20 protein-coding genes and 1 riboswitch are annotated in these 20806 nt (G+C 71.0%); of the genes, 6 read left to right on the forward strand and 14 right to left on the reverse strand.

The window, feature by feature from the left end; all coding sequences use genetic code 11:
- Positions 1-24 precede the first annotated feature (24 nt).
- Positions 25-438, reverse strand: a complete 414-nt coding sequence (locus ACFHWU_RS04100; RefSeq protein ID WP_123606103.1) for a roadblock/LC7 domain-containing protein — start codon at positions 436-438, stop codon at positions 25-27.
- Positions 435-3743: a nitrate- and nitrite sensing domain-containing protein gene (locus ACFHWU_RS04105; protein ID WP_416589842.1), complete on the reverse strand. Its 3309-nt coding sequence runs from the start codon at positions 3741-3743 to the stop codon at positions 435-437. The genes ACFHWU_RS04100 and ACFHWU_RS04105 overlap by 4 nt, the downstream gene beginning before the upstream one ends.
- A 465-nt stretch (positions 3744-4208) precedes the next feature.
- Between ACFHWU_RS04105 and ACFHWU_RS04110 the strand changes: the two genes are divergently transcribed.
- Complete coding sequence (locus ACFHWU_RS04110; RefSeq protein ID WP_416551307.1) at positions 4209-5408, forward strand: ABC transporter substrate-binding protein; 1200 nt, start codon at positions 4209-4211, stop codon at positions 5406-5408.
- A gap of 89 nt (positions 5409-5497) precedes the next feature.
- Here the strand turns inward: ACFHWU_RS04110 and ACFHWU_RS04115 are convergent, their stop codons facing one another.
- Entirely contained in the window at positions 5498-6337 is an 840-nt protein-coding gene (locus tag ACFHWU_RS04115; RefSeq protein WP_416589843.1) for an ABC transporter permease, read from the reverse strand.
- A gap of 81 nt (positions 6338-6418) precedes the next feature.
- Positions 6419-7453: an ABC transporter substrate-binding protein gene (locus tag ACFHWU_RS04120; protein WP_416589844.1), complete on the reverse strand. Its 1035-nt coding sequence runs from the start codon at positions 7451-7453 to the stop codon at positions 6419-6421.
- Between the two features lie 303 nt (positions 7454-7756).
- Between ACFHWU_RS04120 and ACFHWU_RS04125 the strand changes: the two genes are divergently transcribed.
- From ACFHWU_RS04125 to ACFHWU_RS04135, 3 genes are all read left to right on the forward strand, one after another.
- Complete coding sequence (locus tag ACFHWU_RS04125) at positions 7757-8542, forward strand: ABC transporter ATP-binding protein (protein WP_416551304.1); 786 nt, start codon at positions 7757-7759, stop codon at positions 8540-8542.
- Between the two features lie 2 nt (positions 8543-8544).
- Positions 8545-9486 carry an LLM class F420-dependent oxidoreductase gene (locus tag ACFHWU_RS04130; protein WP_416589845.1) on the forward strand — a complete coding sequence of 314 codons (942 nt, stop codon included), beginning with the start codon at positions 8545-8547 and terminating at the stop codon, positions 9484-9486.
- Positions 9487-9555: 69 nt separating this feature from the next.
- Positions 9556-11085, forward strand: coding sequence for a hypothetical protein (locus tag ACFHWU_RS04135; RefSeq protein ID WP_416589846.1), 1530 nt, complete (start codon positions 9556-9558; stop codon positions 11083-11085).
- 12 nt (positions 11086-11097) lie between these two features.
- Here ACFHWU_RS04135 and thiC read toward each other — a convergent pair whose 3' ends face one another.
- The 7 genes from thiC to ACFHWU_RS04170 form a co-directional block, all read right to left on the reverse strand.
- A complete protein-coding gene (gene thiC, locus ACFHWU_RS04140; protein WP_416589847.1) occupies positions 11098-12690 on the reverse strand; it encodes a phosphomethylpyrimidine synthase ThiC in 1593 nt (530 codons plus the stop codon).
- Entirely contained in the window at positions 12690-13529 is an 840-nt protein-coding gene (gene thiD, locus ACFHWU_RS04145; protein WP_416589936.1) for a bifunctional hydroxymethylpyrimidine kinase/phosphomethylpyrimidine kinase, read from the reverse strand. Before thiD ends, thiC begins: the two co-directional genes overlap by 1 nt.
- A gap of 68 nt (positions 13530-13597) precedes the next feature.
- Complete coding sequence (locus ACFHWU_RS04150) at positions 13598-14194, reverse strand: thiamine phosphate synthase (protein WP_416551300.1); 597 nt, start codon at positions 14192-14194, stop codon at positions 13598-13600.
- A complete protein-coding gene (locus ACFHWU_RS04155) occupies positions 14191-14961 on the reverse strand; it encodes a thiazole synthase (protein WP_416551299.1) in 771 nt (256 codons plus the stop codon). The genes ACFHWU_RS04150 and ACFHWU_RS04155 overlap by 4 nt, the downstream gene beginning before the upstream one ends.
- 5 nt (positions 14962-14966) lie before the next feature.
- Positions 14967-15167: a sulfur carrier protein ThiS gene (thiS, locus tag ACFHWU_RS04160; RefSeq protein ID WP_416551298.1), complete on the reverse strand. Its 201-nt coding sequence runs from the start codon at positions 15165-15167 to the stop codon at positions 14967-14969.
- On the reverse strand, positions 15158-16306 hold the full coding sequence (thiO, locus tag ACFHWU_RS04165) for a glycine oxidase ThiO (protein ID WP_416589848.1): 1149 nt from the start codon (positions 16304-16306) through the stop codon (positions 15158-15160). Before thiO ends, thiS begins: the two co-directional genes overlap by 10 nt.
- Entirely contained in the window at positions 16303-16974 is a 672-nt protein-coding gene (locus tag ACFHWU_RS04170; RefSeq protein ID WP_416551296.1) for a thiamine phosphate synthase, read from the reverse strand. The genes thiO and ACFHWU_RS04170 overlap by 4 nt, the downstream gene beginning before the upstream one ends.
- Positions 16969-17080, reverse strand: a riboswitch (TPP riboswitch). (Overlaps the previous gene by 6 nt.)
- Before the next feature lie 575 nt (positions 17081-17655).
- Between ACFHWU_RS04170 and ACFHWU_RS04175 the strand changes: the two genes are divergently transcribed.
- On the forward strand, positions 17656-18354 hold the full coding sequence (locus ACFHWU_RS04175; RefSeq protein WP_416589849.1) for an asparagine synthase-related protein: 699 nt from the start codon (positions 17656-17658) through the stop codon (positions 18352-18354).
- Positions 18355-18550: 196 nt separating this feature from the next.
- Positions 18551-18790, forward strand: a complete 240-nt coding sequence (locus tag ACFHWU_RS04180; RefSeq protein ID WP_416551294.1) for a hypothetical protein — start codon at positions 18551-18553, stop codon at positions 18788-18790.
- On the opposite strand, the gene ACFHWU_RS04185 is transcribed toward ACFHWU_RS04180, so the two are convergent.
- The 3 genes from ACFHWU_RS04185 to ACFHWU_RS04195 are packed head-to-tail and all read right to left on the reverse strand — an operon-like array spanning position 18780 to position 20723.
- Positions 18780-19628 (reverse strand): GNAT family N-acetyltransferase, encoded by an 849-nt coding sequence (locus tag ACFHWU_RS04185; protein ID WP_416551293.1) that lies wholly within the window; start codon positions 19626-19628, stop codon positions 18780-18782. The genes ACFHWU_RS04180 and ACFHWU_RS04185 overlap by 11 nt on opposite strands.
- 22 nt (positions 19629-19650) lie before the next feature.
- Entirely contained in the window at positions 19651-19851 is a 201-nt protein-coding gene (locus ACFHWU_RS04190; protein WP_416551292.1) for a DUF397 domain-containing protein, read from the reverse strand.
- Entirely contained in the window at positions 19848-20723 is an 876-nt protein-coding gene (locus ACFHWU_RS04195; protein WP_416589850.1) for a helix-turn-helix domain-containing protein, read from the reverse strand. The genes ACFHWU_RS04190 and ACFHWU_RS04195 overlap by 4 nt, the downstream gene beginning before the upstream one ends.
- Between the last annotated feature and the right edge of the window lie 83 nt (positions 20724-20806).

Raw genomic sequence — 20806 nt, forward strand, 5'->3', positions numbered from 1 at the left:
TCGCTGCGAAACTTCAGCCTCGGATCAGGGTCGGCCGCCCACGGCCTCCCGTGGGGCCGGGACCAGCGCGGCACCGACCCGCTCGACCAGCAATGCCATCTCGTACCCGACCTGACCGACGTCGCAACTACGGGCGGCGAGCACCGCCATCGACGATCCGTCGCTGATGGACATCAGGAACAGGTACCCGCTGTCCATCTCGATCACTGTCTGCAGCACGCCACCCGCGCTGAACATCCGCGACGCCCCGTCGGTGAGGCTGACCACGCCGGAGGTGATCGCCGCCAACTGGTCGGCCCGATCCGCCGGCAGGTCACGCGAGGAGGCGAGCAGCAGTCCGTCTGCCGAGACAGCCACGACGTGGGCGATCCCCGCCACGCTGTCGGCGAAGTTGCTGAGCAGCCAACCCATGTCCTGAATAGCTGCTGGCCTGTTCATTCGCTGGTCTCCTTGGTTGAGTTGGCGCGGTACTGCTCGCTGCCGACGGTCCGGCCGCGTTGCACGCCACGGTGATATGCCGACAACAGGCCGCGGACCTCGTCCGGGGTCCGCCGGGTCGGCTCGCGGCCCTGCTTGGCCTCCACGCCACCCGGCACCAGCTGTGCCTGGGGCTGGCGCTTTGGCAGACCAGAGCGGGTGATGCCGGCGGTCGCCGGCTCCGCGGCCTTACTGGCCCGGGCCCAGCCCTCGTCGGCGGCGGTACGCCAACTGCCGGAGTCGCCGGTCCGTTGCCGGGGGATGGCATTCAGCGCCGACGTCGCCGCGCCGACCGAAATGGACGGTGCTGGCGCCGGTGGCGCCGCCGGGGGTGGTGGTGCGGCGTTCGGCTGCACCGGAGCAGAGTACGCCGCCGGTTGTGGAGCCGACTGTCCCGGGTTGCGGGCCGGCAGCGGTGTCCTGGTCGGAGCGGGTGCCGGCGGGTACGCCGGTGCGGGCGCACCGGCAGCAGGCGGACGACCGGCGGTCGGCAGCGGCAGGACGGTGGTTTCGGCCGAGCCGTGTGACCGGAACCAGACCGCCTCCATCTCCCGGAAGATGGGCATCTCAGCGGCGTCCTCGGGCCGGGCACCGGGGTTGGCGGGCGCCGCGGGCTTGGCGGGCGCCGCGGGCTTGGCGGGCGCTGCAGGCTTGGCGGGCACTGCGGGCTTGGCGGGCACTGCGGGCTTGGCGGGCACTGCGGGCGCACTGCCGCCGGTGGAGCCGCCGGCCATCGGGCCGTGCGGCAGCTGGCCGCCGGTGCGTACCGCTGGGGCCAGCGGATGCATGGTGGCCGGGATGACCGACTGGTCCGGGTGGCCGCTGGTACCGGCCGGTCGCACCGTCGGGTAGGCCACGGTCGGCGTACCGACGTTGGCCACCGGCGGTGCCGCCGCAGGCGGGGCGGCGGATGCCGCCGGACGGTACGCCGGCAGCCCCGGGTTGTACGTCGGCGCGGCCGGGCCGGCGGCCGGGGCAGCCGGTGCGCCGGACATGGGAACGCCGGACATGGGAGCGCCGGACATCGGTGACGCGGAGATCGGGGCGGCGGACACCGGCGTCGACTGCCCGCCGGTGGTCACCGGGAAGGCGGCGGTAGGTGCACCGGCCACTGCGTTCCACTGTGACGACCGGGCGTTCTGCCACTGGTCCGTGAGGGTCGCCGTACGGCCGGGTGCCGCCGCCGGCGGACTCGAGATCGGCGACCAGGTCCCGCCTGACGTGGGCGCGGCGGAGATCGGCTCGGCCGCCATGGCCGGGCGTCCCCGCGTCATCGCTGGCTCCCGGGTGCGCTGCGGCAGCACCAGGATGCTGCTCGGCAGCGTGGCCTGGGCGATAGTGCCGCCCTCCGGGTTGGGCCGCAGTTCGACCCGGATGCCGTACCGGCCGGCCAGCCGGCTGACCACGGCGAGACCCATCAGTCGGAACGCCGAGACGTCGACCGTGGACGGCTCGGCAAGCCTCCGGTTGAGATTGTCCAACTGCTCCTCAGACAGCCCCAGGCCGCGGTCCTCCACCTGGACCAGTACGTAGTCGCGCAGCCGCCGGGCGTCGGCGACGACCGTGGTGGTCGGCGGGGAGAACCGGGTGGCGTTGTCGAGCAGCTCGGCGACGAGACGTACCACGTCGTTGACCGCGTGCGCGGAGATCAGGATGTCGGTGTCGACGGTGCCGAACTCGATCCGGTTGTAGAGCTCGACCTCAGACTGCGCGGCTCGCAGCGCGTCGACCAGCAGCGCGTCCTCCCGGCGTGGCGCCGTCGAGTCGGCACCGGCCAGGACCAGCAGATTCTCGTCGTTGCGGCGCATCCGGGTGGCGAGGTGGTCGAGCTGGAACAGCTGGGCGAGCCGCTTCGGGTCCTCCTCGCCGCGCTCGATCGCGTCGAGCTCGCCGATCATCCGGTCGACCAACGTCTGGCTTCGGCGGGCCAGGGAGAGGAACATCGCCGACACGCTCGCCCGCAGCGCGGCCTGCTCGGCGGCGATCCGGACCGCCTCCCGGTGCACCACGTTGAACGCCTGGCCGACCTGGCCAACCTCGTCGCGGTTGGGCAGGCGGATCGGGTCACGTAGGTTGCGGACGATCTCCTCCGGGCCCCGGTCGTTGAGGTCGTTGACGTCGCGGAGCTTGGCCACCGCCTCCGGCAGGTCCCGGCTGGCCACCGACATGGCGCCTTCCCGCAGCCGCCGCAGCGAGTCGTTCAACGAGCGGGCCAGGACCACCGCAAGGGCAATCGCCAGCACCAGGACGATCAGCACCGCGATCGACTCGATGATCGCCTGCCGGGTGACGTTGGTGCTCACCTCGGTGGCCCGGTCGAGCAGCCGGTTCTCCAGCTGGACCTCGGCCCACCGCATCAGGTCGTTGACCGCGCCCACGGCTCGGGCGGCCTGTGCGGCGCTCATCGGAGCCCGCTGGCCCACCGAACGGGTGATCTCGGTGGCGACCCGGTCGGCCAGGAAGACGGCGTCGCCGGTGACGCTGCTGTCGGCCAGCTCCTGCTCCCACGGCGACGCGGCCAGCGAGAACGACAGCAACGCCTCCTGCTGGCTGGTCAGCGTGGCCAGGTACGACGAGAACTGCTCCTCGTCCAGCCGGCCGGTGGACAGCGCGGCGAAGATGATCGCCTCCTCCTCGGCCGTGGCCAGCTTGGCCCGGGCGAAGGCGGAGACGGCACGCAGACTGTCCGGCACCTCGCCGTCACCGGAGACCTGGCCGAGCACCTCACCGTAGGAAGCCAGGTCGGACAGGATGACGCCGTACCGCAGCACCGCTTCCGGCACTGGCATCTGCCGCCGGTCGAGCACCTCCTGGCGGGTGGCGTTCAAGGTGTCCAGATGGTCGTCGATGGCGACCAGCTGCCGCTCGACCGCCTCCGGCACGTTTCCGACCCGGTCGCGTTCGGCGGCGTACGCAGCGATCCGCTCGTCGGTGCTGCGCACCCGGCTGTTGTATGCCTCGGCGTCGGCGTCGCGGGCGGCGAGGAAGGTCACCGCGGCCATCCGCTCCTTGTGGACGTCCTGAGCCAGGGCTGAGACGTCGACGGAGAGTTCGGCCATCGACCGCACCATTCGCGCGTCGACGGCTCCCTGTCCTACGTCGACCAGCCGTACCGTGGCCAGAGCGGCGACCGCGGCCAGCGGAACGACCAGGATCAGGGCCAGTTTGGACCTGATCCGCGCATCCCTCAGTCGCGGCACCCAACGCAACTGCGCGCGGCGCTTCCGCGGGCCGTTGTCGGGCAGGGTCGTCGGTCCGGTCCTCACGACATCGCCTCCGTCGCTATCTCCACACGCGGACTGCCGACCGATGCCTGCTGCAGCGGTGAGCGCCGCATGCGGCACGGCCGCGATTTCACCAGAAGTGGACCCGCTTGGGAAGCCTCAGTCGGGCAGAAATCGGTCGGACGACCTGTAATCACCCCAGTGTTACCGGAGAGTATCTTCATCACACCGCCCTGATCAGCGCGGATGGAACTTCCACCGTCAGTTGTCCCGCCAAAGTCAACGCTCGCAACATGCACTCGTTGCCAACATGTGGGACGACAGTCCCGGAAACGCCCCGACCGGCGCGCTTGACCAGAACGCCGCCCATTGGCATGGTTTCCCAAGTTTGCAGGCTCCGCGCACACCGTACGGCATGCCGCCGGCGCTACTTCTACTGAGGACGTGCTCAGCCGCGCCGCCGCCCACCGACCGGGTGCGCATCCGCCGCGTACCTGGAGGACTGACTTGAGGCCCACCCGTTCCGCCCTACTCACGGCGCTCGCATCCACATTGCTGGCCTCTTCGCTCACCGGCTGCCAGTTCGCCAGCGACTCGGCCGGCGGGGACGGCGGCGAGATCCTCATCGCCGCCGACCTGGAACTGTCCGGTGCCGCCGCAACCGTCGGCAAGGGCTACCAGCGAGCCCTCGAACTGAAGGTCGAGCAGATCAACGAATCGGGTCTGCTGGGCGACCGGACGATCCGGCTGGACGTCCGGGACAATCGTTCCGACCCGAGCGAGTCGCTGCGCAACGTTGGCGACTTCTCTGGCGACTCCGCGGTGACCGCGATCATCATGGGCAGTTGCAGTGACTGTGCGGTCGGCGCCGCCCGGACGATCAACGACGAACGGGTGCCGACCATCTCGCTGGCCCCGGCCACCGCGGTCGCCACCCCGGTCACCGAGCGTCGCTATCTGTTCAAGCTCGGTCCCAACGCGGCAGACAGCGCCGCCGCGGTCGCCAACGAGCTGCGCCGCCGCAACATCGGGCGGGCCAGCCTGCTGCACACCGACGACGAGTACGGCCGGGACGGCCTGCGGGTGATCACCGCCGAACTGGACAAGCTCGGCATCAACCTGGTCGGCACCGAACAGGTGCGGACCACCGACACCGACGTGAGCCAGGCCGTCGCCGCCCTGGCGCAGCCGTTGACCGGCGAGAATCCGGGCGCACTGCTGGTCTGGACCTCGGCCGAGCAGGCGGCGCTGGCGGCGGACAGCGCCGCGCAGGCCGACTACCCGGGGCCCCTGTTCTTCGACGCCGCCGCCGCCGGGGACCTGTTCCTGTCCGGTGGCTCGGCCACCGGCACCAAGGGCGTCAATCTGGTCTTCACCCAGACCATGGTGATCGACGACGTGATCGCCAACACCCCGGCGAAGGCAGCCCGCAAGCAGTGGTTCCGCGACTACACGGCCAGGTTCGGCAGCTACTACGGGTTTTCTTCGTTCGCCGCCGACGCCGTCCAGCTGATCGCCGACGCGGTGGCCACGTCGGCCGGCGATGGCTCGATCAACCGGGAGGCCATCCGTGAGGTGCTGGAGACCACCCAGTTCGACGGGCTGTCCGGGCCGATCCGGATGACCCCGGACAACCACTCCGGACTGATGCCCCAGGCACTGACCATGCTGGTCTCCCGGGGTGGCCGCTGGCGGCTGGCCAGCTGACGACCCCGATACGGCCCGGACGTCGTGCGCCCGCCAGGATTCCTGGCGGGCGCACGACGTCCGGCGCGGGCGCGGCATAGTGACAGACGTCAGCGGGCGGACGTCGTCTCCCGCACCCACGGCAGCAGCAGCCGTTCGAAGCCGACGAGCGCGAAGTAGAGCAGAATACTCATCAACCCGATCAACACGATCGCCGCCCAGGCGGCGGAGTTCTCGCCCATCCCGCTGAACTGCAGGGTCATGTAGCCCAGGCCTTCCTCACCGGCCTGGAACTCGCCGATCACGGCACCGATCGCCGCCAACGGCATCGCGACCTTCAGGCCGACGAAGATCTGTGGCAACGCCGCCGGAAACCGGATCTTGCGAAAGGTCTGCCAGCGGGACGCGTCCAGCGACCGGGCCAGCTCGGCCAGATCGGCAGGGGTAGAGGTCAGACCGGTCACAGTGGAGAGCACGATCGGGAAGAAGCAGAGCAGGAAGACCATGGTGAGGATCGACTGCTGGCCCCAGCCGAGAGTGACCACGAGCAGCGGGGCGAGCACGATCTTCGGTACGGCGTTGAGCGCCACCAGCAGCGGGGAGAACATCCGCTCGGCCACCTGTGATCCGGCCAGCGCCAGTCCGATCAGCACCCCGACCACGGTGGAGATCGCGAACCCGGCGACGGTCGAGGTGGTGGTCGCCAGGGTGTGTTCCAGCAGTCGCGGTACCCGCAGGGAGAACGCCGCGTACACGTCCTGCGGGGGTGGCAGCACCACCGCGTGCACCAGGTCGAACACGCTGGTCACGAGCCACCACACGGTCACCGTCACCGCCACGCCGAGCAGCGGTAGTCCAACGGCGGCGACCCGGCCGCTGACGGGGCGGCGGACCGGAGCGGTGGTCGCGGCGCGTACCGGTGGCGCCTGCGCCGGTTTGAGAACGGTCATCGACACTCCTCAGGTTCGCCGAACCGCCGGTGCGGGCGGGTGGATCACCATCCGGTGGCCCACCCCCCGCACCCGGGTCGGTCAGGATTCGGCGTTCGGGGCCAGGTCAAAGTTGACGACCTGCTCCGGCTCCAGGCCCGGCGGAATTGCCCCGGCGCCCTGCAGGATCGCGATGCTGCGGGCGATCCGCTGGCTGTCCAGCGCACCGACCGGAACACCGGAGCTGGTCGACTTCACGAAGGCGGCCATCAGCTCCAGTTCGGCGGCGGCCGCAGCCGGGTTGGCCTCCTCCACGTTCTTGGCCATGATCTCGCCGGCCTCCTCCGGGTTGGTGATGCTGTACTCCAGGCCCTTGAGCAGTGCCGCGCTGAAGCGCTTCACCATCTCCGGGTCCTCCTCGGCGATCGCCGTCGAGGTGATCAGCACGTTGCCGTACAGGTCGGTCATGATGTCGCTGTACGGCAGCACCACGGCGGTCTTGCCCTGCGCGACGGTCTCCACAGTGGGCTTGCCGACCACGAACTGGCCGATGCCGTCCACCGACCCGGAGGCCAGGGTGCCCATCAGGGTCTGCGGGGCACCGTTGACCCACTCGACCTTGGTCTCGTCGATGCCGGCCAGCGAGGCGTACGTCGGGAACAGGTTGCGCACCACCGAGCCGGGGGCGTCGGCGAGCGTCTTGCCCTCGAGGTCCTTGGGGGTGGTGATGCCGCTGCCGTCCAGCGCGATGATCGCGGCCATGGTGCGCTGCTGGATGCCGGCTACCACGACGAAGTCCTTCGCCTCGCCGTTGCCGTACTGCAGCAGTCCGCCGGTCATGTCAATCGGCGTGAAGTGGGCCTGTCCAGCGACGACGGTCTTGATGTTGTCGCCGGTGCCGGCGCCCGCCTTGACCTCGACGTCGAAGCCGGCCTCCTCGAAGAAGCCCTTGTCCTTGGCGACCCAGGCGTAGGAGTCCCGACCAAAGTTACCGAAGGAAGTGAGGTAAGTCACTTTCTTCAATTCCTCGGTGCCACCGGCATTCGCCTCGTCACCGTCGTCCGCGCTGCAGCCGGCAGTGACCGCAAGCGCCACCGCGAGGGCCGTGGCGGCGATCGTACGGGTGAGCCTTGTCATGAACGTGTGTCCTTTCCAACCCGACGGCCCCTCGACGAACCCGCAGGTCGTCGAGGCGACCGGAGGGGGTAGTTGGTCCGGCGCGGCGGCCGGCCGGTGGGGGCCGGACCGGTGCCGCGGTCGCGTTGGGAAACTTCGCGGGCAACAGAGTACGAGGGAAACCTGACTAATGCGACAGCCGGGCATCGCAAACCCTGGATCGCAATCAAAAGTGTTTACCGCGCGGGTCGTGCGTGGCCGGCACGATCCGGATACTCTGTCCCCGCTTGTTGATCGACTCGGGACGAGGGAGCTGCCGGCCCCATGATCCAGCTCAGCGGAGTCGGGCGGACGTTCGCCGGTCGCTCCGGCACAGTGGAAGCACTGCGCGGCATCGACCTCTCGGTGACCGCCGGTGAGTTCGTCGCCGTCGTCGGTCGATCCGGTTGCGGCAAGTCCACCTTGCTCAGACTGATCGCCGGGCTACTCCCGACGACGGCCGGCGCGATCACCGTCGGTGGCGAGCAAGTGGTCAAGCCACGCCGGGACATCGCGATGCTCTTCCAACGTCCGGCCCTGCTGCCCTGGCGATCTGTGCTGGACAATGTCCTGTTGCCGGCGGAGATCTTCGGGCTGCGTCGCAGACAGTACCGGGCGAAAGCCCTGCAACTGCTGGAGATGGTCGGGCTGGCCGGTTTCGACAAGCGGCTGCCGCACGAGCTGTCCGGCGGCATGCAGCAGCGGGTGTCGCTGTGCCGCTCGTTGCTCGCCGAACCACAGGTGCTGCTGATGGACGAGCCGTTCTCGGCGCTGGACGCGCTGACCCGTGAGGAGCTCTCCGTCGAGCTGCAACGGATCCACATGGAACGCGCGGCGACCATCGTCTTCGTCACCCACTCGATCGACGAAGCCGTCCTGCTCGCCGACCGGGTGGTGGTGCTGAGCCCTCGACCAGGGCGGATCCGCAAGATCGTGCCGATCGACATCCCGCGTCCCCGCAGCCTGGGGCGCAACGCGCACAGCGAGGACGTGGCCCGGTGCAGTGCCGAGCTGCACGAGGTGCTGATGGAACGCGACGCACCGGCCACGGCCGGGATCGGAGGGTACTGACCATGCGGGTCAGCGTGTTCACCGAGCCGCACCGCGGCGCCAGCTACGACGACCAGCTCCGGCTGGCCCGGCTCGCCGAGGAGTCCGGGTTCGAGGGCTATCTGCGGGCCGACCACTACCAGTCGATGGGCGAGGAGCTGGCGCTGCCGGGGCCGACCGACGCCTGGCTGACCCTGGCCGCGCTGGCCCGCGAGACCACCCGGATCCGGCTCGGCACACTGGTCACCTCGGCGACCTTCCGGCTGCCCGGGCCGCTCGCTGTGATGGTCGCCCAGGTCGACCAGATGAGCGGCGGCCGGGTCGACCTCGGCATCGGGGCCGGTTGGTACGCCCGGGAGCACACCGCCTACGGTCTGCCGTTCCCGTCCGTCGGGGAACGCTTCGACCGGTTGGCCGAGCAGCTCGAGGTGATCACCGGGCTGTGGCGTACCCCGGTCGGTGACCGGTTCAGCTTCCACGGCAACCACTACCAGCTGGTCGACGCTCCGGCGCTGCCGAAGCCGGCGCAGCCGGCCGGCCCGCCGATCATCATCGGCGGACGGGGGCCGAAGCGGACCCCCGAGCTGGCCGCCCAGTTCGCCGACGAGTTCAACATGCCGTTCAAGTCGGTCGCCGAGACTGCGGCGGCCTACGAGCGAGTGACCGAGGCCTGCCTCCGGACCGGGCGCACCGAGCAGGACCGACCGCCACTGACCATGTCGGCCGGCATCGTCATCGCGATCGGGCGGACCGACGCCGAGGCGCAGCGCCGTGCGGCGCCGCTGCACGAGAAGAGCGCCCTGCCGCCGGAGGACCCGGTGATCGGCTCGCCGGCCCAGCTGGTGGACCGGATCGGGGAGTTTGCGGCGATCGGTACCAGCCGGGTGCACCTGCGGTTCCTCGACCTCGCCGACCTGGACCACCTGGAGCTGGTCGCCGCCGAGGTGCTGCCCCAGCTGGGCTGACCCACCGGGCCGGCGGCCGTCGCCTCGGTCCAGGTCGACAGTGCGCGCAGCCGCCCGTAACCTCCCGGCATGGCCTTGCGGACCTGGCTCAGAGCGATCACCACAGCGTTTGGTGTGGCGGCGTTCGCCGGTGCCATCCAGCTCGGTGCCGCTTACGGTTTCCAACTGGTACGCCTGCGTCGCGACTTCGTCGGGCCGACCGCAGACTTCTGGCCGACCCAGCTGTCCTGGCTCGCCTGGTTCGCGATCGTCGCTGCCGTCGTCGGCGCGGGCGTGGCGCAACGGGTCGCCGAACAGCGTCCGGCCCGGCCCCGGCGGGTGTCGGCGGTCCGGACAGCGGTCCGCCGGGTCGTCTTGGCGCTGGTCGCCGCAATCGGTGCGGCGCTCGCCGTGGTCGGGTTGTCGGTGCTGCCGGCGCAGGCGTCGACCGGGGTCGACGATCCGGTGACGGTTACCGCCCTGATCGGCGGGATCGGGGCGGTGGTGGGTCTGCCGGCGGCGCTGGCCGCGTTGACCCATCCGGCGATGCGCTGGAACGTGCTGGTGTTCAGCGGCGCGCTCTGGCTGCTGGCGGTCGGGTCAGTTGCCCCGGATCTGTGGGCGGGTGACCCCGTCGCCGAGATCCGACCCGGGGTGCTCGAACCGGTCGTGCTCGACGTGGGTGACTCCGGTTGGCAGGTGTTCGTGCTGCTGCCGGCGCTGGCGCTGGTGCTCGGTGCGGCGGTGAGCGGGCTGGCCCGGTGGCGGGCGGCGCCGACGGTGGCCACGGCGGTGTCCGGGATGGCCGGACCGGCGGTCCTCGACGCCGCGTACCTGGCCGCCGGAGCCGGCCGCGCCGGGCCATACCAGGACGCCCCCTACTGGGCGGCGCTGCTGGCGGTGGCCGCCGGGGTCGTCGGTTCGATCACCGTGGCTGCCGTGCGGCGGCCCGGCCGACGGGTCAGCACCGCAACCGGAACGCCCGCGCCCGCAACCGGAACGCCCGCGCCCGCGAGTGGGACGCCCGCGCCCGCCGTCGGAGTGACCGTCGGACCCGCCGATAGCTCGTCCGAGAGCCGAGAATCGGTAGTGGAAATTGCCCTATGTGAAGAGATCCCCGTCGCTTCGGCATCCGTCGGGCGGGCGTCACACCCGCCCGCAGCGGACCCACCCACACCGAGCCTGACCTCACCAGAACCGGTCCGATCAGGCTCGGTCCGATCGGGCCCGACCGCAGCGTCACCGGTGCCGGTCGCCGCGCAGTCGCATCCGGGCGACCGTCCGCCGCCGGTACCTGCGGCGGTCACCCCCCGTGTCGACCCGACCCCGATCGCGCCGGGCGGGCCGCCGACACCGACTCCGACTCCGGTGACCGATGGCGCCGACCGCCCGACGCCAAAGCCGGTCGCACCACCACCGGTCGCACCACCACCGGTCGCACCGGAACCGGTCGCCGCACCGCCCACCGCACCTGCGGCCGGTCGGATTCCCCAGCCACGGTTCATGCGCCAGCGGCGGCCGGCGCCTCCACCGACGTTGACCGACGAGGACGCCGAACACGTGGACTGGGTCAGCGAGTTGGGCCGGCAGCCCCGCCGGCGCGGACGGCCGGAGCCGTAGCGGCGCCGACGATCAGGCCAACGGCAGGTAGACCCGGCCACCGGATGCGACGAATTCATCCGACTTGTCCTTCATGCCCTGCTGGGCGTACTCCTTCAGATCCTGCGTAATTTTCATCGAGCAGAACTTCGGGCCGCACATCGAGCAGAAGTGGGCCGACTTCGCCGGCTCGGCCGGCAGCGTCGCGTCGTGGTAGGACCGGGCGGTCTCCGGGTCCAGCGACAGGTTGAACTGGTCCTCCCAGCGGAACTCGAACCGCGCCTTGGACAACGCGTCGTCCCAGGCCTGCGCTCCCGGGTGTCCCTTGGCCAGGTCGGCCGCGTGCGCCGCGATCTTGTACGCGATCACTCCGGCCTTGACATCGTCGCGATCCGGCAGCCCCAGGTGCTCCTTCGGCGTAACGTAGCAAAGCATCGCGGTACCGAACATGCCGATCATCGCCGCCCCGATCGCCGACGTGATGTGGTCGTACGCTGGGGCGATGTCGGTGGTCAGCGGGCCGAGCGTGTAGAACGGCGCCTGGTGGCACAGTTCCTGCTGCAGGTCCACGTTCTCCTTGATCTTGTGCATCGGCACGTGGCCGGGGCCTTCGATCATCACCTGCACGTCGTGCTCCCACGCCACGGAGGTCAGCTCGCCCAACGTCCGCAGCTCGGCGAACTGGGCGGCGTCGTTGGCGTCGGCGATCGACCCCGGCCGCAGCCCGTCACCCAGCGAGAAGGTCACGTCGTAGCGGGCCAGGATCTCGCACAGTTCGGCGAAGTTGGTGTAGAGGAAGTTCTCCTCGTGGTGCGCCAGGCACCAGGCGGCCATGATCGACCCGCCCCGGGAGACGATCCCGGTGACTCGGTCGACCGCCAACGGCACGTACGGCAGCAGCACCCCGGCATGCACCGTCATGTAGTCGACGCCCTGCTCAGCCTGCTCGATCACGGTTTCCTGGAACACGTCCCAGCTCAGCTTGACCGGATCCCCACCGACCTTCTCCAACGCCTGGTAGATCGGCACCGTGCCGATCGGCACCGCCGAGTTGCGCACGATCGCCTCGCGGGTCTCGTGGATCCCCTTGCCGGTGGACAGGTCCATCACCGTGTCCGCGCCCCACCGGGTGGCCCAGGTCAGCTTCTCCACCTCCTCGGCCACCGACGACGAGACCGCCGAGGTGCCGATGTTGGCGTTCACCTTCACCAGAAACCGACCACCGATGATCATTGGCTCGGACTCCGGGTGGTTGACGTTGGCCGGCAGCACCGCGCGTCCGGCGGCGATTTCCTCCCGTACCACCTCGGCCGGAAGGTTCTCCCGCAGCGCGACGAACTCCATCTCCGGGGTGACGGTCCCGGCCCGGGCGTACGCCAACTGGGTGGGCCGACGCCCGTGGGCCCCGGCCACCGGGGTGCCGGCACCGCGTACCGGGGCGACGTCGCCGCGCTCGGCGATCCACCGCCCGCGCAGCGCGGCCAGCCCGACCTGCGGGTCCGACCCCGGACCCGACGTGTCGTAGAGCCGGACCGGCGGGTTGTCGCCGGTAAGGGTCACCTCCGCGAACGGCACCTGGATGTCCGGTCGCGTTCCTTGCACGTACACCTTGCGCCGAGCCTGCATCAGCGGGCCTCCTTCAGGTAGTTGCCGAAATGGTCTATCGGTCCGTGACCGGAGCCCAACCGCCAGTGCCGGGCGCCGTCGAGCGCCCGCGCGACATACTCCTTGGCGAAAACCAACGCAGCTGGTACGTCGTCGCCGAGCGCCAGCCGGGCAGCCACCGCCGCCGCGAAACTGCACCCGGTGCCGTGCGTGTTGCCGGTTTCGTACCGCTCGCCGGCCAGCCGCCAGCCGTCGACGGCGGTGCCGACGACGTCGACCGCCGGGTCCGCCGCCGCGAGCGCGTCGGCCGAGGCCGGGGCGGTCGACGTACTGTCCGGGTCGCCACCGGTCACCACCACGAACCTCGGTCCGCCGGCGGCCAGCTCCGCAGCCGCCCGGGCCATCTCGTCGACGGTCCGCACCGGCCAGCCGACCAACGCCGAGGCCTCCGCCCGGTTCGGTGTCGCGACCAGGGCGTACGGCAGCAGCCGCTCGACCGCGCCGACCACACCGAGCCGGTGCCCGCTGGTTGAGACCAGCACCGGATCGACCACCAGGTTCGGCAGCTCCCCGGCTCGGGCCAGCGCGGCGACCGCCCCGGCGATCCGGGCCGTACCGAGCATGCCGGTCTTCACCGCGCGCACCGGCAGGTCGGCGCGGACCGCCTCGATCTGGGCGAGCACCTGCGCTGCCGGCAATTGATGGACGCTGGTGACGCCGGTGGTGTTCTGCGCGGTTACCGCAGTGATCGCGCTGGTGCCGTAGACGCCGAGCGCGGCGAAGACCTTCAGGTCCGCCTGGATGCCGGCGCCGCCGCCGGAATCGGAGCCGGCGATCGTCATCGCCACCACCGGGGTGATCCGGTCGACGGGCCTCAGCTGCTCACCTCGGCCGCCGGGCATCAGCTGCTCACCTCGGCCGCCGGGCATCAGCTGCTCACCTCGGCCGGTGCGGCCGCCGCGACCAACTCCGCCACGACGGCCGCCGGGTCGGCGGCGCGCATCACCGCGCCCATCACCGCCACCCCGGCGGCTCCGGCCGCTCGACAGGTGGCAACCTGCTCCGCCGTAGTCACCCCGGCGAGGGCGATCACCGGCCGGCCGGCGGCCACTCGGACCAGGCGGGCCAGCCCGGCCGGGCCCAGCGGCGGTCCGTACCCGGGCTTGGACGCGGTCACGAAGACCGGCGACACCGTCAGGTAGTCCTCCGTGGTCAGTCGGCTGAGCTCAGCCTCGTCGTGGCAGGATCGGCCGACCAGCCCGAACGCCGGTGGCGGGTACGGTCCGGCGGCGCTCAGATGCACCGCGTCACCATCCAACGGGTCGGGGCCGGCGACGATCAACGTCCCGCCGACCGGGGCGAGGATGCCGCGCAGCCGGTCGGCCAACGCGGCGCGTTCGGCCCGGGGCAGGTCGCGTTCCCGCAGCACCACCTGTCGGAGCCCGCCGGCAACCGCCGCCGCGACCACCTCCGACAGCGGCCGGGCAGTCTGCCGGCGATCGGTGAGCAACAATATCCCGTTCACAGTTCGGGTCGCCCCTCGTCCGAAGTGGATGCCAGGGCGTGGAAACGCTTCGGGATCCGCCCGGCGCGCGCCGCCAGCCGGCCTGCGTCGATGGCGTACCGCATGGCGGTGGCCATCGCGACCGGGTCGGCGGCCCGGGTGACCGCGCTGGCCAGCAGCACCGCGTCGCAGCCGAGTTCCATCGCGAGCGCGGCGTCGGAGGCAGTGCCGACCCCCGCGTCCAGCACCACCGGGATGTCCACTGACTGACGGATCAGTCGAATGTGGTGCGGGTTGAGGATGCCCAGCCCGGAGCCGATCGGCGCACCGGCCGGCATCACCGCCGCGCAGCCGGCGTCGGCCAGCCGGCGGGCCAGCACCGGATCGTCGGTGGTGTACGGCAGCACGGTGAACCCGTCGTCGACCAGCTGCTCGGCGGCGCGCAGCAGCTCGGCGCCGTCCGGCAGCAGGGTCCGTTCGTCGCCGATGACCTCCAGCTTCACCCAGTCGGTGTCGAACGCCTCGCGGGCCAGGTGGGCGACCTTGACCGCCTCGGTGGCCGTGTAGCAGCCGGCGGTGTTCGGCAGCAGCCGTACGCCGCAGCGATCCAGCAGATCGAGCAGCCCGCCGTGCATGGTGGCGGCGCTGTCCACCCGGCGCAGCGCGACCGTGACCAGGCCGGTGCCGCTGGCCGCGATCGCCTGCTCGAGGATGTGCAGGTTGGCGGCACCGCCGGTGCCGAGGATCAGCCGGGAGTCGAAACTGTGCCCGGCGACGCTGAACGGCATCCGGCTCACCCGCCCTGCGCCGCGATCAGCACCTCGACCCGGTCGCCGTCGCACAGCTGCTCGGCCGACCAGCCGCTGCGCGGCACCACCTCACCGTTGACGGCGACGGCGACGCCGCGTGCCCGGTCGGTGACCGCCCGGACGACGTCGGCCAGCACGGTCCCGGTCGGCGCGGTCATCGGTGCCCCGTTGACGATCAACTCCACGGCTGCTCCTCCCTCGCGATCTCGCTGGTCGCGGCGGTGAACCGGGCCGGCTGGAACGGCGCCAGCGCCGGATCCGGGTCGCCCCCGGCCGCCAAATCGGCGATCAGGTCGGCGGTCACCGGGGTCAGCACGATGCCGTGCCGGTGGTGCCCGGTCGCCACCAGCGCTTCCCGGCCTGCGGTGCCGCCGGCCGAGTTGACGTCGGGCTGCTGGTGCCAGCCGAGCAGCGGCGCGTTGTCCGGGGTGCCGGGCCGGGCCGCCGCCTGCGCCTCGAGCAGCTCGTACTCGGCGATCTCCGGCAGCAGATCGGCGGCGGCGCGCAGCAACTCCAGCACCGCTCCGGCGGTGACGGTGGTGTCGCCGCGCTCCTCGACGGTGGCGCCGACGACCACCTCACCGTCGGCACGGGGCACCAGGTAGACGTGCCGACCGTCGGCGTACCCCCGGATCACATGCCGGAACCCGACGGCGCCGGCGGGTGCCCGCAGCCGCAGAATCTGGCCTTTCACCGGGCGGACCGGCAGCCCGGTCAGCGCCGCCGATCCACAGCCGGCCGCGACAACGACGACCCGCGCGTCCAGTGCGGAAAGATCGGTGACCGGCTGCGGGACGACGGTCACCCCGGCCCGGTCCAACGCGGTGTCCAACGCCGCGACCAGCCGACGCGGGTCGACCTGGTGGTCGTCGGGCATCAGCGCGCCGCCGCGCACCCTCGGCGCCAACGCCGGTTCGCGCTCGCGCAGCGCCGTGGCGCGCAGCAGCGTGATCGGCAGGTCCAGACTCTGCTGGTACGCCCAGAGGCGATCCGCCTCGCGTCGGTCGTCGCCGGTCAGCGTGACGACCAGTGTGCCGGCGGTGCGGTAACCGATATCCTGGCCGGTGACGGCGGTCAGCTCGGCGGCGAACGCCGGCCAGCGGGCCGCCGATTCGACCAGCAGCCGGGTCAGCTCAGCCTCGCCGAAGTGCGACTCGGCGACCGGGGCGAGCATCCCGGCTGCCACCGAGGACGCCCCGGATCCGGGTGCCGGGTCGTAGAGCACGGTACGCAGCCGACGCTGGGCGCACCGCCAGGCGATGCTCATCCCGATCGGCCCGCCGCCGACCACCGCCACGTCCGCGCCCTCGGCCGACCCGGTCATCGTGTCGCGCCCGTCTGGGCGGCCGGCCGCTGCCGTACCGCAGTCAGCAGGTCAGCGGTGGCCTGCCCCGGGTCGACGGCACCCGCGATCGCGCCGACCACCGCGACTCCATGCGCCCCGGCGGCCAGCAGGTCCGGCACCCGGTCCACAGTGATCCCGGCGATCGCCACCACCGGCACGTCGACCGCAGCGGCGACGGCGGCCAGCCCGGCCGGCCCGATCGGGTCCGGCAGCCCGGACTTGGTGCCGGTGGCGTAGCACGGCCCGACCCCCAGGTACGTCGCCCCGGCGGCGACCGCCGCCCGCCCGGTGGCCGGGTCGCGAGCTGTGGCGCCGAGGATCGCGGCCGGCCCGAGCACCCGGCGGGCGGCGTCGACCGGCAGGTCCGCCGCACCGACGTGCGCACCGGCCGCGCCGGTGGCGAGCGCGACGTGCAGCCGGTCGTTGACCAGGCAGGTCACCTGGTACGCGGCGCATTCGGCGACCGCGCGGACGGTCAGCTCGTACGCCTCCCGGTCGGACATGTCGTCCTCGACGCGGACCTGCACGACCAGGTCGGCGGTGGCGTCGGCGGCGCGGGCGGCGGCGAGCGCCACCCGCAGTACGCCGAGCGGGTCGCGCCCGGGTCGGGTGTCGGTGATCAGATGCAGTCGCCCAAGGGACGGCACGGCAACGCTCCTCCCTGCGCCGGCATTACCCGGATCAGGTTCTACGGTCGGAGGCCGCGTCAGCCTCCCTCTCAGCCCGGTGCACCGGGCTCCCGTGGGTTACTTGCCTGTTACCGTACGACGGTCTCGTCGATCCGCCAAGGGTCAATCCGAGGCAACCTTCGGTCGCTGCCCACCCCGCCGCTGTCCGCCGTGACCAGGCTCACCGCCAGCTGGGCGCCAGCAACGCGGCTGATCTTTCGGCGTGCCGTTTCGGCCTGACATTTTTCGCTGGTACTGGATATGACCTTCCACCTCTTGCAGTCGCGGAGTTACGTTCTGTTTACTTATCGACTTCGATGGGGAAGGTAGTAATGTCGGCGAAGAGCAACCGGGTGACGGCACACACGGTAAGGGCACGAAGGGCAGCAAGGCTCCTGCTGGCGAGGGCTCTCGTGGTCCGCTGGGGTTCATGGTGGACTTGGCCCGAGGTCTACGGGACCTGCTGCGCGGGTGAGGCAGCTCCGGCCCGAGTACCGGGGCCCGTCCGGTCGCGTGGAAGCTGATCCATTGGCTGTGCCGGGCCCTGGTGCTTCCGTGGAGTTAGGGCAGCTGGCCCGGCTGTTCACCGGGGTTGGGCTGGCGGGTGAGTTCCCGCCGGGTGGCTGGTGGAAGGGCGTGGACCTGGTGTGACCTGCCCCGGTGCCCCGTGCTACCGGCCACTGCCTGGGTGAGGTATTTGACCGAGTCGTCGCCGAGATGTGCGGGGATACTGAGGCTGTCGGGGTGAACTTTTCCGGCGGGCTGGACTCTTTGGCGGTGCTGGTGGCGGTGTGCCAACTGGCCCAGGTGCGACGGGTGGTGGCGTTCACCGTCGATCTGGTCGACGACGACGATGCCAGCACCGCCGTGGCGGCGGCGGATCTGGTAGCCGATCTCGGACTGCCGGCAGACCTGGTCGTTGTCGAGCCGGATGGGGCCGGACCGGTGCCTCCATGGTCGCCGCTTGGGCCGAGGTTCGACGCGTTGCCGCGCGTCAACGCCCGGGTGAACGCCGCCGCCGCAACGGCCGGTTGTGGGGTGCTACTTTCCGGCAACGGCGCGGACGAGTTGCTGGCGGCAGGGTCGTTCGCGACAGCGCAGGTCGCTGGCCGGTGGGGTCTGCGGGGTGTCCGCCGGTATCTGGCGGACATGGCCGGCACTGCAGCCGGGCGGCTCGGGGAGGCGGTGGCGGTCGTAGCCCGAGTCCTGCCGGCCAACTGGTCGGCGCGAGGCGTACTGGGCGGCGAACTGGCCCGGGTTGTGTCGCCCGACGGTGTCGCCGTTACTGGCGACCCATCACCGGCAGGACGCACTGAGGTGGGCGGCGGGTTGGGTACGCGACCATGTCGCTGGCCATAGGCAGGCGGGGCGGTCGTGGGCGGAAACCGACCGAGTCGACACGTTCTGGCCACGCGGGTTCCTACCGGCGGCGGGCGCCGTACCGGAGGGTTCGCCGTTCCTGCATCCGGATCTGGTCACCGCCGGCTTGGCGGCACCGATCGCATCACGCTACGACCCGCGCCCCAGGCACGCCTACCATCGAATCAAGCCTTTGGTGACCGGGCTGTTTCCGGACAACATGCGGGCTGGGCTGCCGACCCGGAAGCGGTACTACGCTACTGCGTTGACCCGGTCGGTCATGGGTCCGCTGGCCGCGCCGGTGTGCGTCGGGGCCGGGCTGCTGGATGCCGCCGCAGTCACGTCATACACAGACCCGGCAACCAGGATGATGGTGACGGCGGTGGAGTCGTGGCTGGCCGGGGCGGCAACGCGCGGGTTCGCGTTCAGTGGGTGAGCCGGTACGACCAGAGCCGGTCAACCTCGGTGAAGCCGGCCCGCTCATACATCGTGTTGGCGGCGGCCCGCGAGCGTTCCGGGTCGTCGGAGGGGGCATCGTCGTCGACGTAGAGAATCACCTGCCGTCCGCCGAGTCCCGCCAGCAGGTCCAGGGCGGACCCGAGAAGGCGGGGCCCCAGCCCTTCGCCCCGGGCGGCCGGTTCCACACCGATCCACCACAGCACCCCGACCCCGTCGACCGGGTCACCGATCGTGGCCTCGGCGACCACCTGGCCGCCACGTTCGACCTCCAGGACACGACGGTCCTCCTCCCGGCGGACTCGGCAAGAGCAGCTCGGCAGGCCGGTGGCGGGCAGGTCGCGGCACATGTACCGCCAAAGATCACTGCCGACGAAACCGCATTCGGTCAGGACGGTGTGGGTGGCCGGGCGGTGCCGCACCGGCAGCGCCTCCAGGCCGAGGCCCAGCGCGGTGGCGAAGGCGAACGCCTCCACGGTCGGGCAATCGGCCAACTCGGTCAGGGCGTGATCGAGCAGCAGTCGCACGACGGCGGGGACCTCGCGGGCGTGCAGCCACAGGATCATCCCGGCACGGTCACGTGGACGGCGGGCGAAGGCGATGACGCCGACCGGCTTGCCTGTGCCGTCAACCAGCGCCTCGGTACGCAGGTCGGACAGCTCTGCCCACCACGCCGAGTCCACCGGTGAGGTTCCGTCAATCGCGGCTTGCAGCATGGCCGGCGTGCAGGCCGGCTGGCCGGGCAACCGGTCGCCGTTGATCAACGCGACCAGCTCCGAGGTGGCGGTGGTGACCGGGGTCAGCAGTGACGTGGCCATCCTCAGCCTCCTCTCGAGTAAGTCAGCTGGTGAAGGTGCCAGCTCTCGCGGCGGCGACGAAACTCGACCAGCTCGCCGGGGCGATCACCAGCGCCGGACCAGCCGGATCCTTCGAGTCCCGCACCCCGACGACCCCACCCAGTCCGTCCGCCACCTCGACGCACTGACCCTGGTTGTTTGATCGGCTGCTCTTGCGCCAGCTAGCTCCGGAAAGATCGATCATGACTCGTACTCCTTCGCGGTCCGCCAGAAGAGGTCACGACTGGCCTGCTCGCTCAGCGCCCGGCCAGCGATGTCGGTGAAGGTCCAAGCGTACCGCTCAGCCTCATCCGGCCGATCGAGGAACAGAGCTCCTGTCAGCTCCTCCACGTAGACAGTCGTCGGCTCGTTCCCTTCTGGAAAATCAAGAAGAGTGAACGAACCGTGCGCCATCAGGCCGGCGTGCAGCCCGGCGCTGAACGGCAGCACCCGGATCGAAATGTTCGGCTGCTCCCCGGCCTGAGCCAGCCGACGCAGCTGCCCGGCCATGATCTGCCCGCTGCCAATCGGTCGACGCAGGATCGCTTCGTCGAGCACGATGTCGAACCTGGGCAGGTAGGGCTCCATCCGGGTCAGCAACCGCGCGCGACGCATCCGCATCTCGACCCTGCGCTCGATCTCCTCCGCCGGCACTTCGTACTGGTTCACGCTGAACACGGCAGTTGCGTACTCGCGGGTCTGCAGCACGCCGGAGACGAGCTCCGTATGGAATTCGCGGAGGTGGGCGGCAGCCTCCTCCAGACCGATGAACAGCTCGAACCAGGACGGGATGCTGGCGTAGTCGTGCCACCAGCCCTTCTCCTTGGTCTTCGGGGCCAGCGCGGCCAGCGCCTCGACGGTCTTCAGGTCCGCGCCGTACAGCTCACAGAGCAGCACCACGTCCTCGGCGCGGATCGGCACCTCGCCGCGCTCCATCCGCAGCAGCTTGGTCGCCGACCAGTCCAGCTCCCGGGCCGCCGTGGTCTGCGGCACCCCGGCCAACCGCTCACGCAGCCGACGCAGCTCCCGACCGAGCTGCCGGCGGGGCACCGACGAGTTCAACAATGCTGCGGGCACGTTGCCACCTCCTGATACGCCACTCACCGACGGCTGAATGATCGACAGACGACAGTCACTATCGAGTGGACATATCTCTACCA

It is taken from the genome of Micromonospora sp. LOL_015 (genome assembly GCF_048060275.1).
Lineage (GTDB): Bacteria > Actinomycetota > Actinomycetes > Mycobacteriales > Micromonosporaceae > Micromonospora_E.

Excerpts from the sequence above, each read along its gene's own strand:
- ACFHWU_RS04100 (WP_123606103.1), bottom strand. The coding sequence starts at position 438 with ATGAACAGGCCAGCAGCTATTCAGGACATGGGTTGGCTGCTCAGCAAC.
- ACFHWU_RS04135 (WP_416589846.1), top strand. The coding sequence starts at position 9,556 with ATGGCCTTGCGGACCTGGCTCAGAGCGATCACCACAGCGTTTGGTGTG.
- thiO (WP_416589848.1), bottom strand. The coding sequence starts at position 16,306 with ATGACCGGGTCGGCCGAGGGCGCGGACGTGGCGGTGGTCGGCGGCGGG.
- ACFHWU_RS04190 (WP_416551292.1), bottom strand. The coding sequence starts at position 19,851 with ATGATCGATCTTTCCGGAGCTAGCTGGCGCAAGAGCAGCCGATCAAAC.
- ACFHWU_RS04120 (WP_416589844.1), bottom strand. The coding sequence starts at position 7,453 with ATGACAAGGCTCACCCGTACGATCGCCGCCACGGCCCTCGCGGTGGCG.
- ACFHWU_RS04185 (WP_416551293.1), bottom strand. The coding sequence starts at position 19,628 with ATGGCCACGTCACTGCTGACCCCGGTCACCACCGCCACCTCGGAGCTG.
- ACFHWU_RS04155 (WP_416551299.1), bottom strand. The coding sequence starts at position 14,961 with ATGCCGTTCAGCGTCGCCGGGCACAGTTTCGACTCCCGGCTGATCCTC.
- ACFHWU_RS04115 (WP_416589843.1), bottom strand. The coding sequence starts at position 6,337 with ATGACCGTTCTCAAACCGGCGCAGGCGCCACCGGTACGCGCCGCGACC.
- thiC (WP_416589847.1), bottom strand. The coding sequence starts at position 12,690 with ATGCAGGCTCGGCGCAAGGTGTACGTGCAAGGAACGCGACCGGACATC.
- ACFHWU_RS04130 (WP_416589845.1), top strand. The coding sequence starts at position 8,545 with ATGCGGGTCAGCGTGTTCACCGAGCCGCACCGCGGCGCCAGCTACGAC.
- ACFHWU_RS04125 (WP_416551304.1), top strand. The coding sequence starts at position 7,757 with ATGATCCAGCTCAGCGGAGTCGGGCGGACGTTCGCCGGTCGCTCCGGC.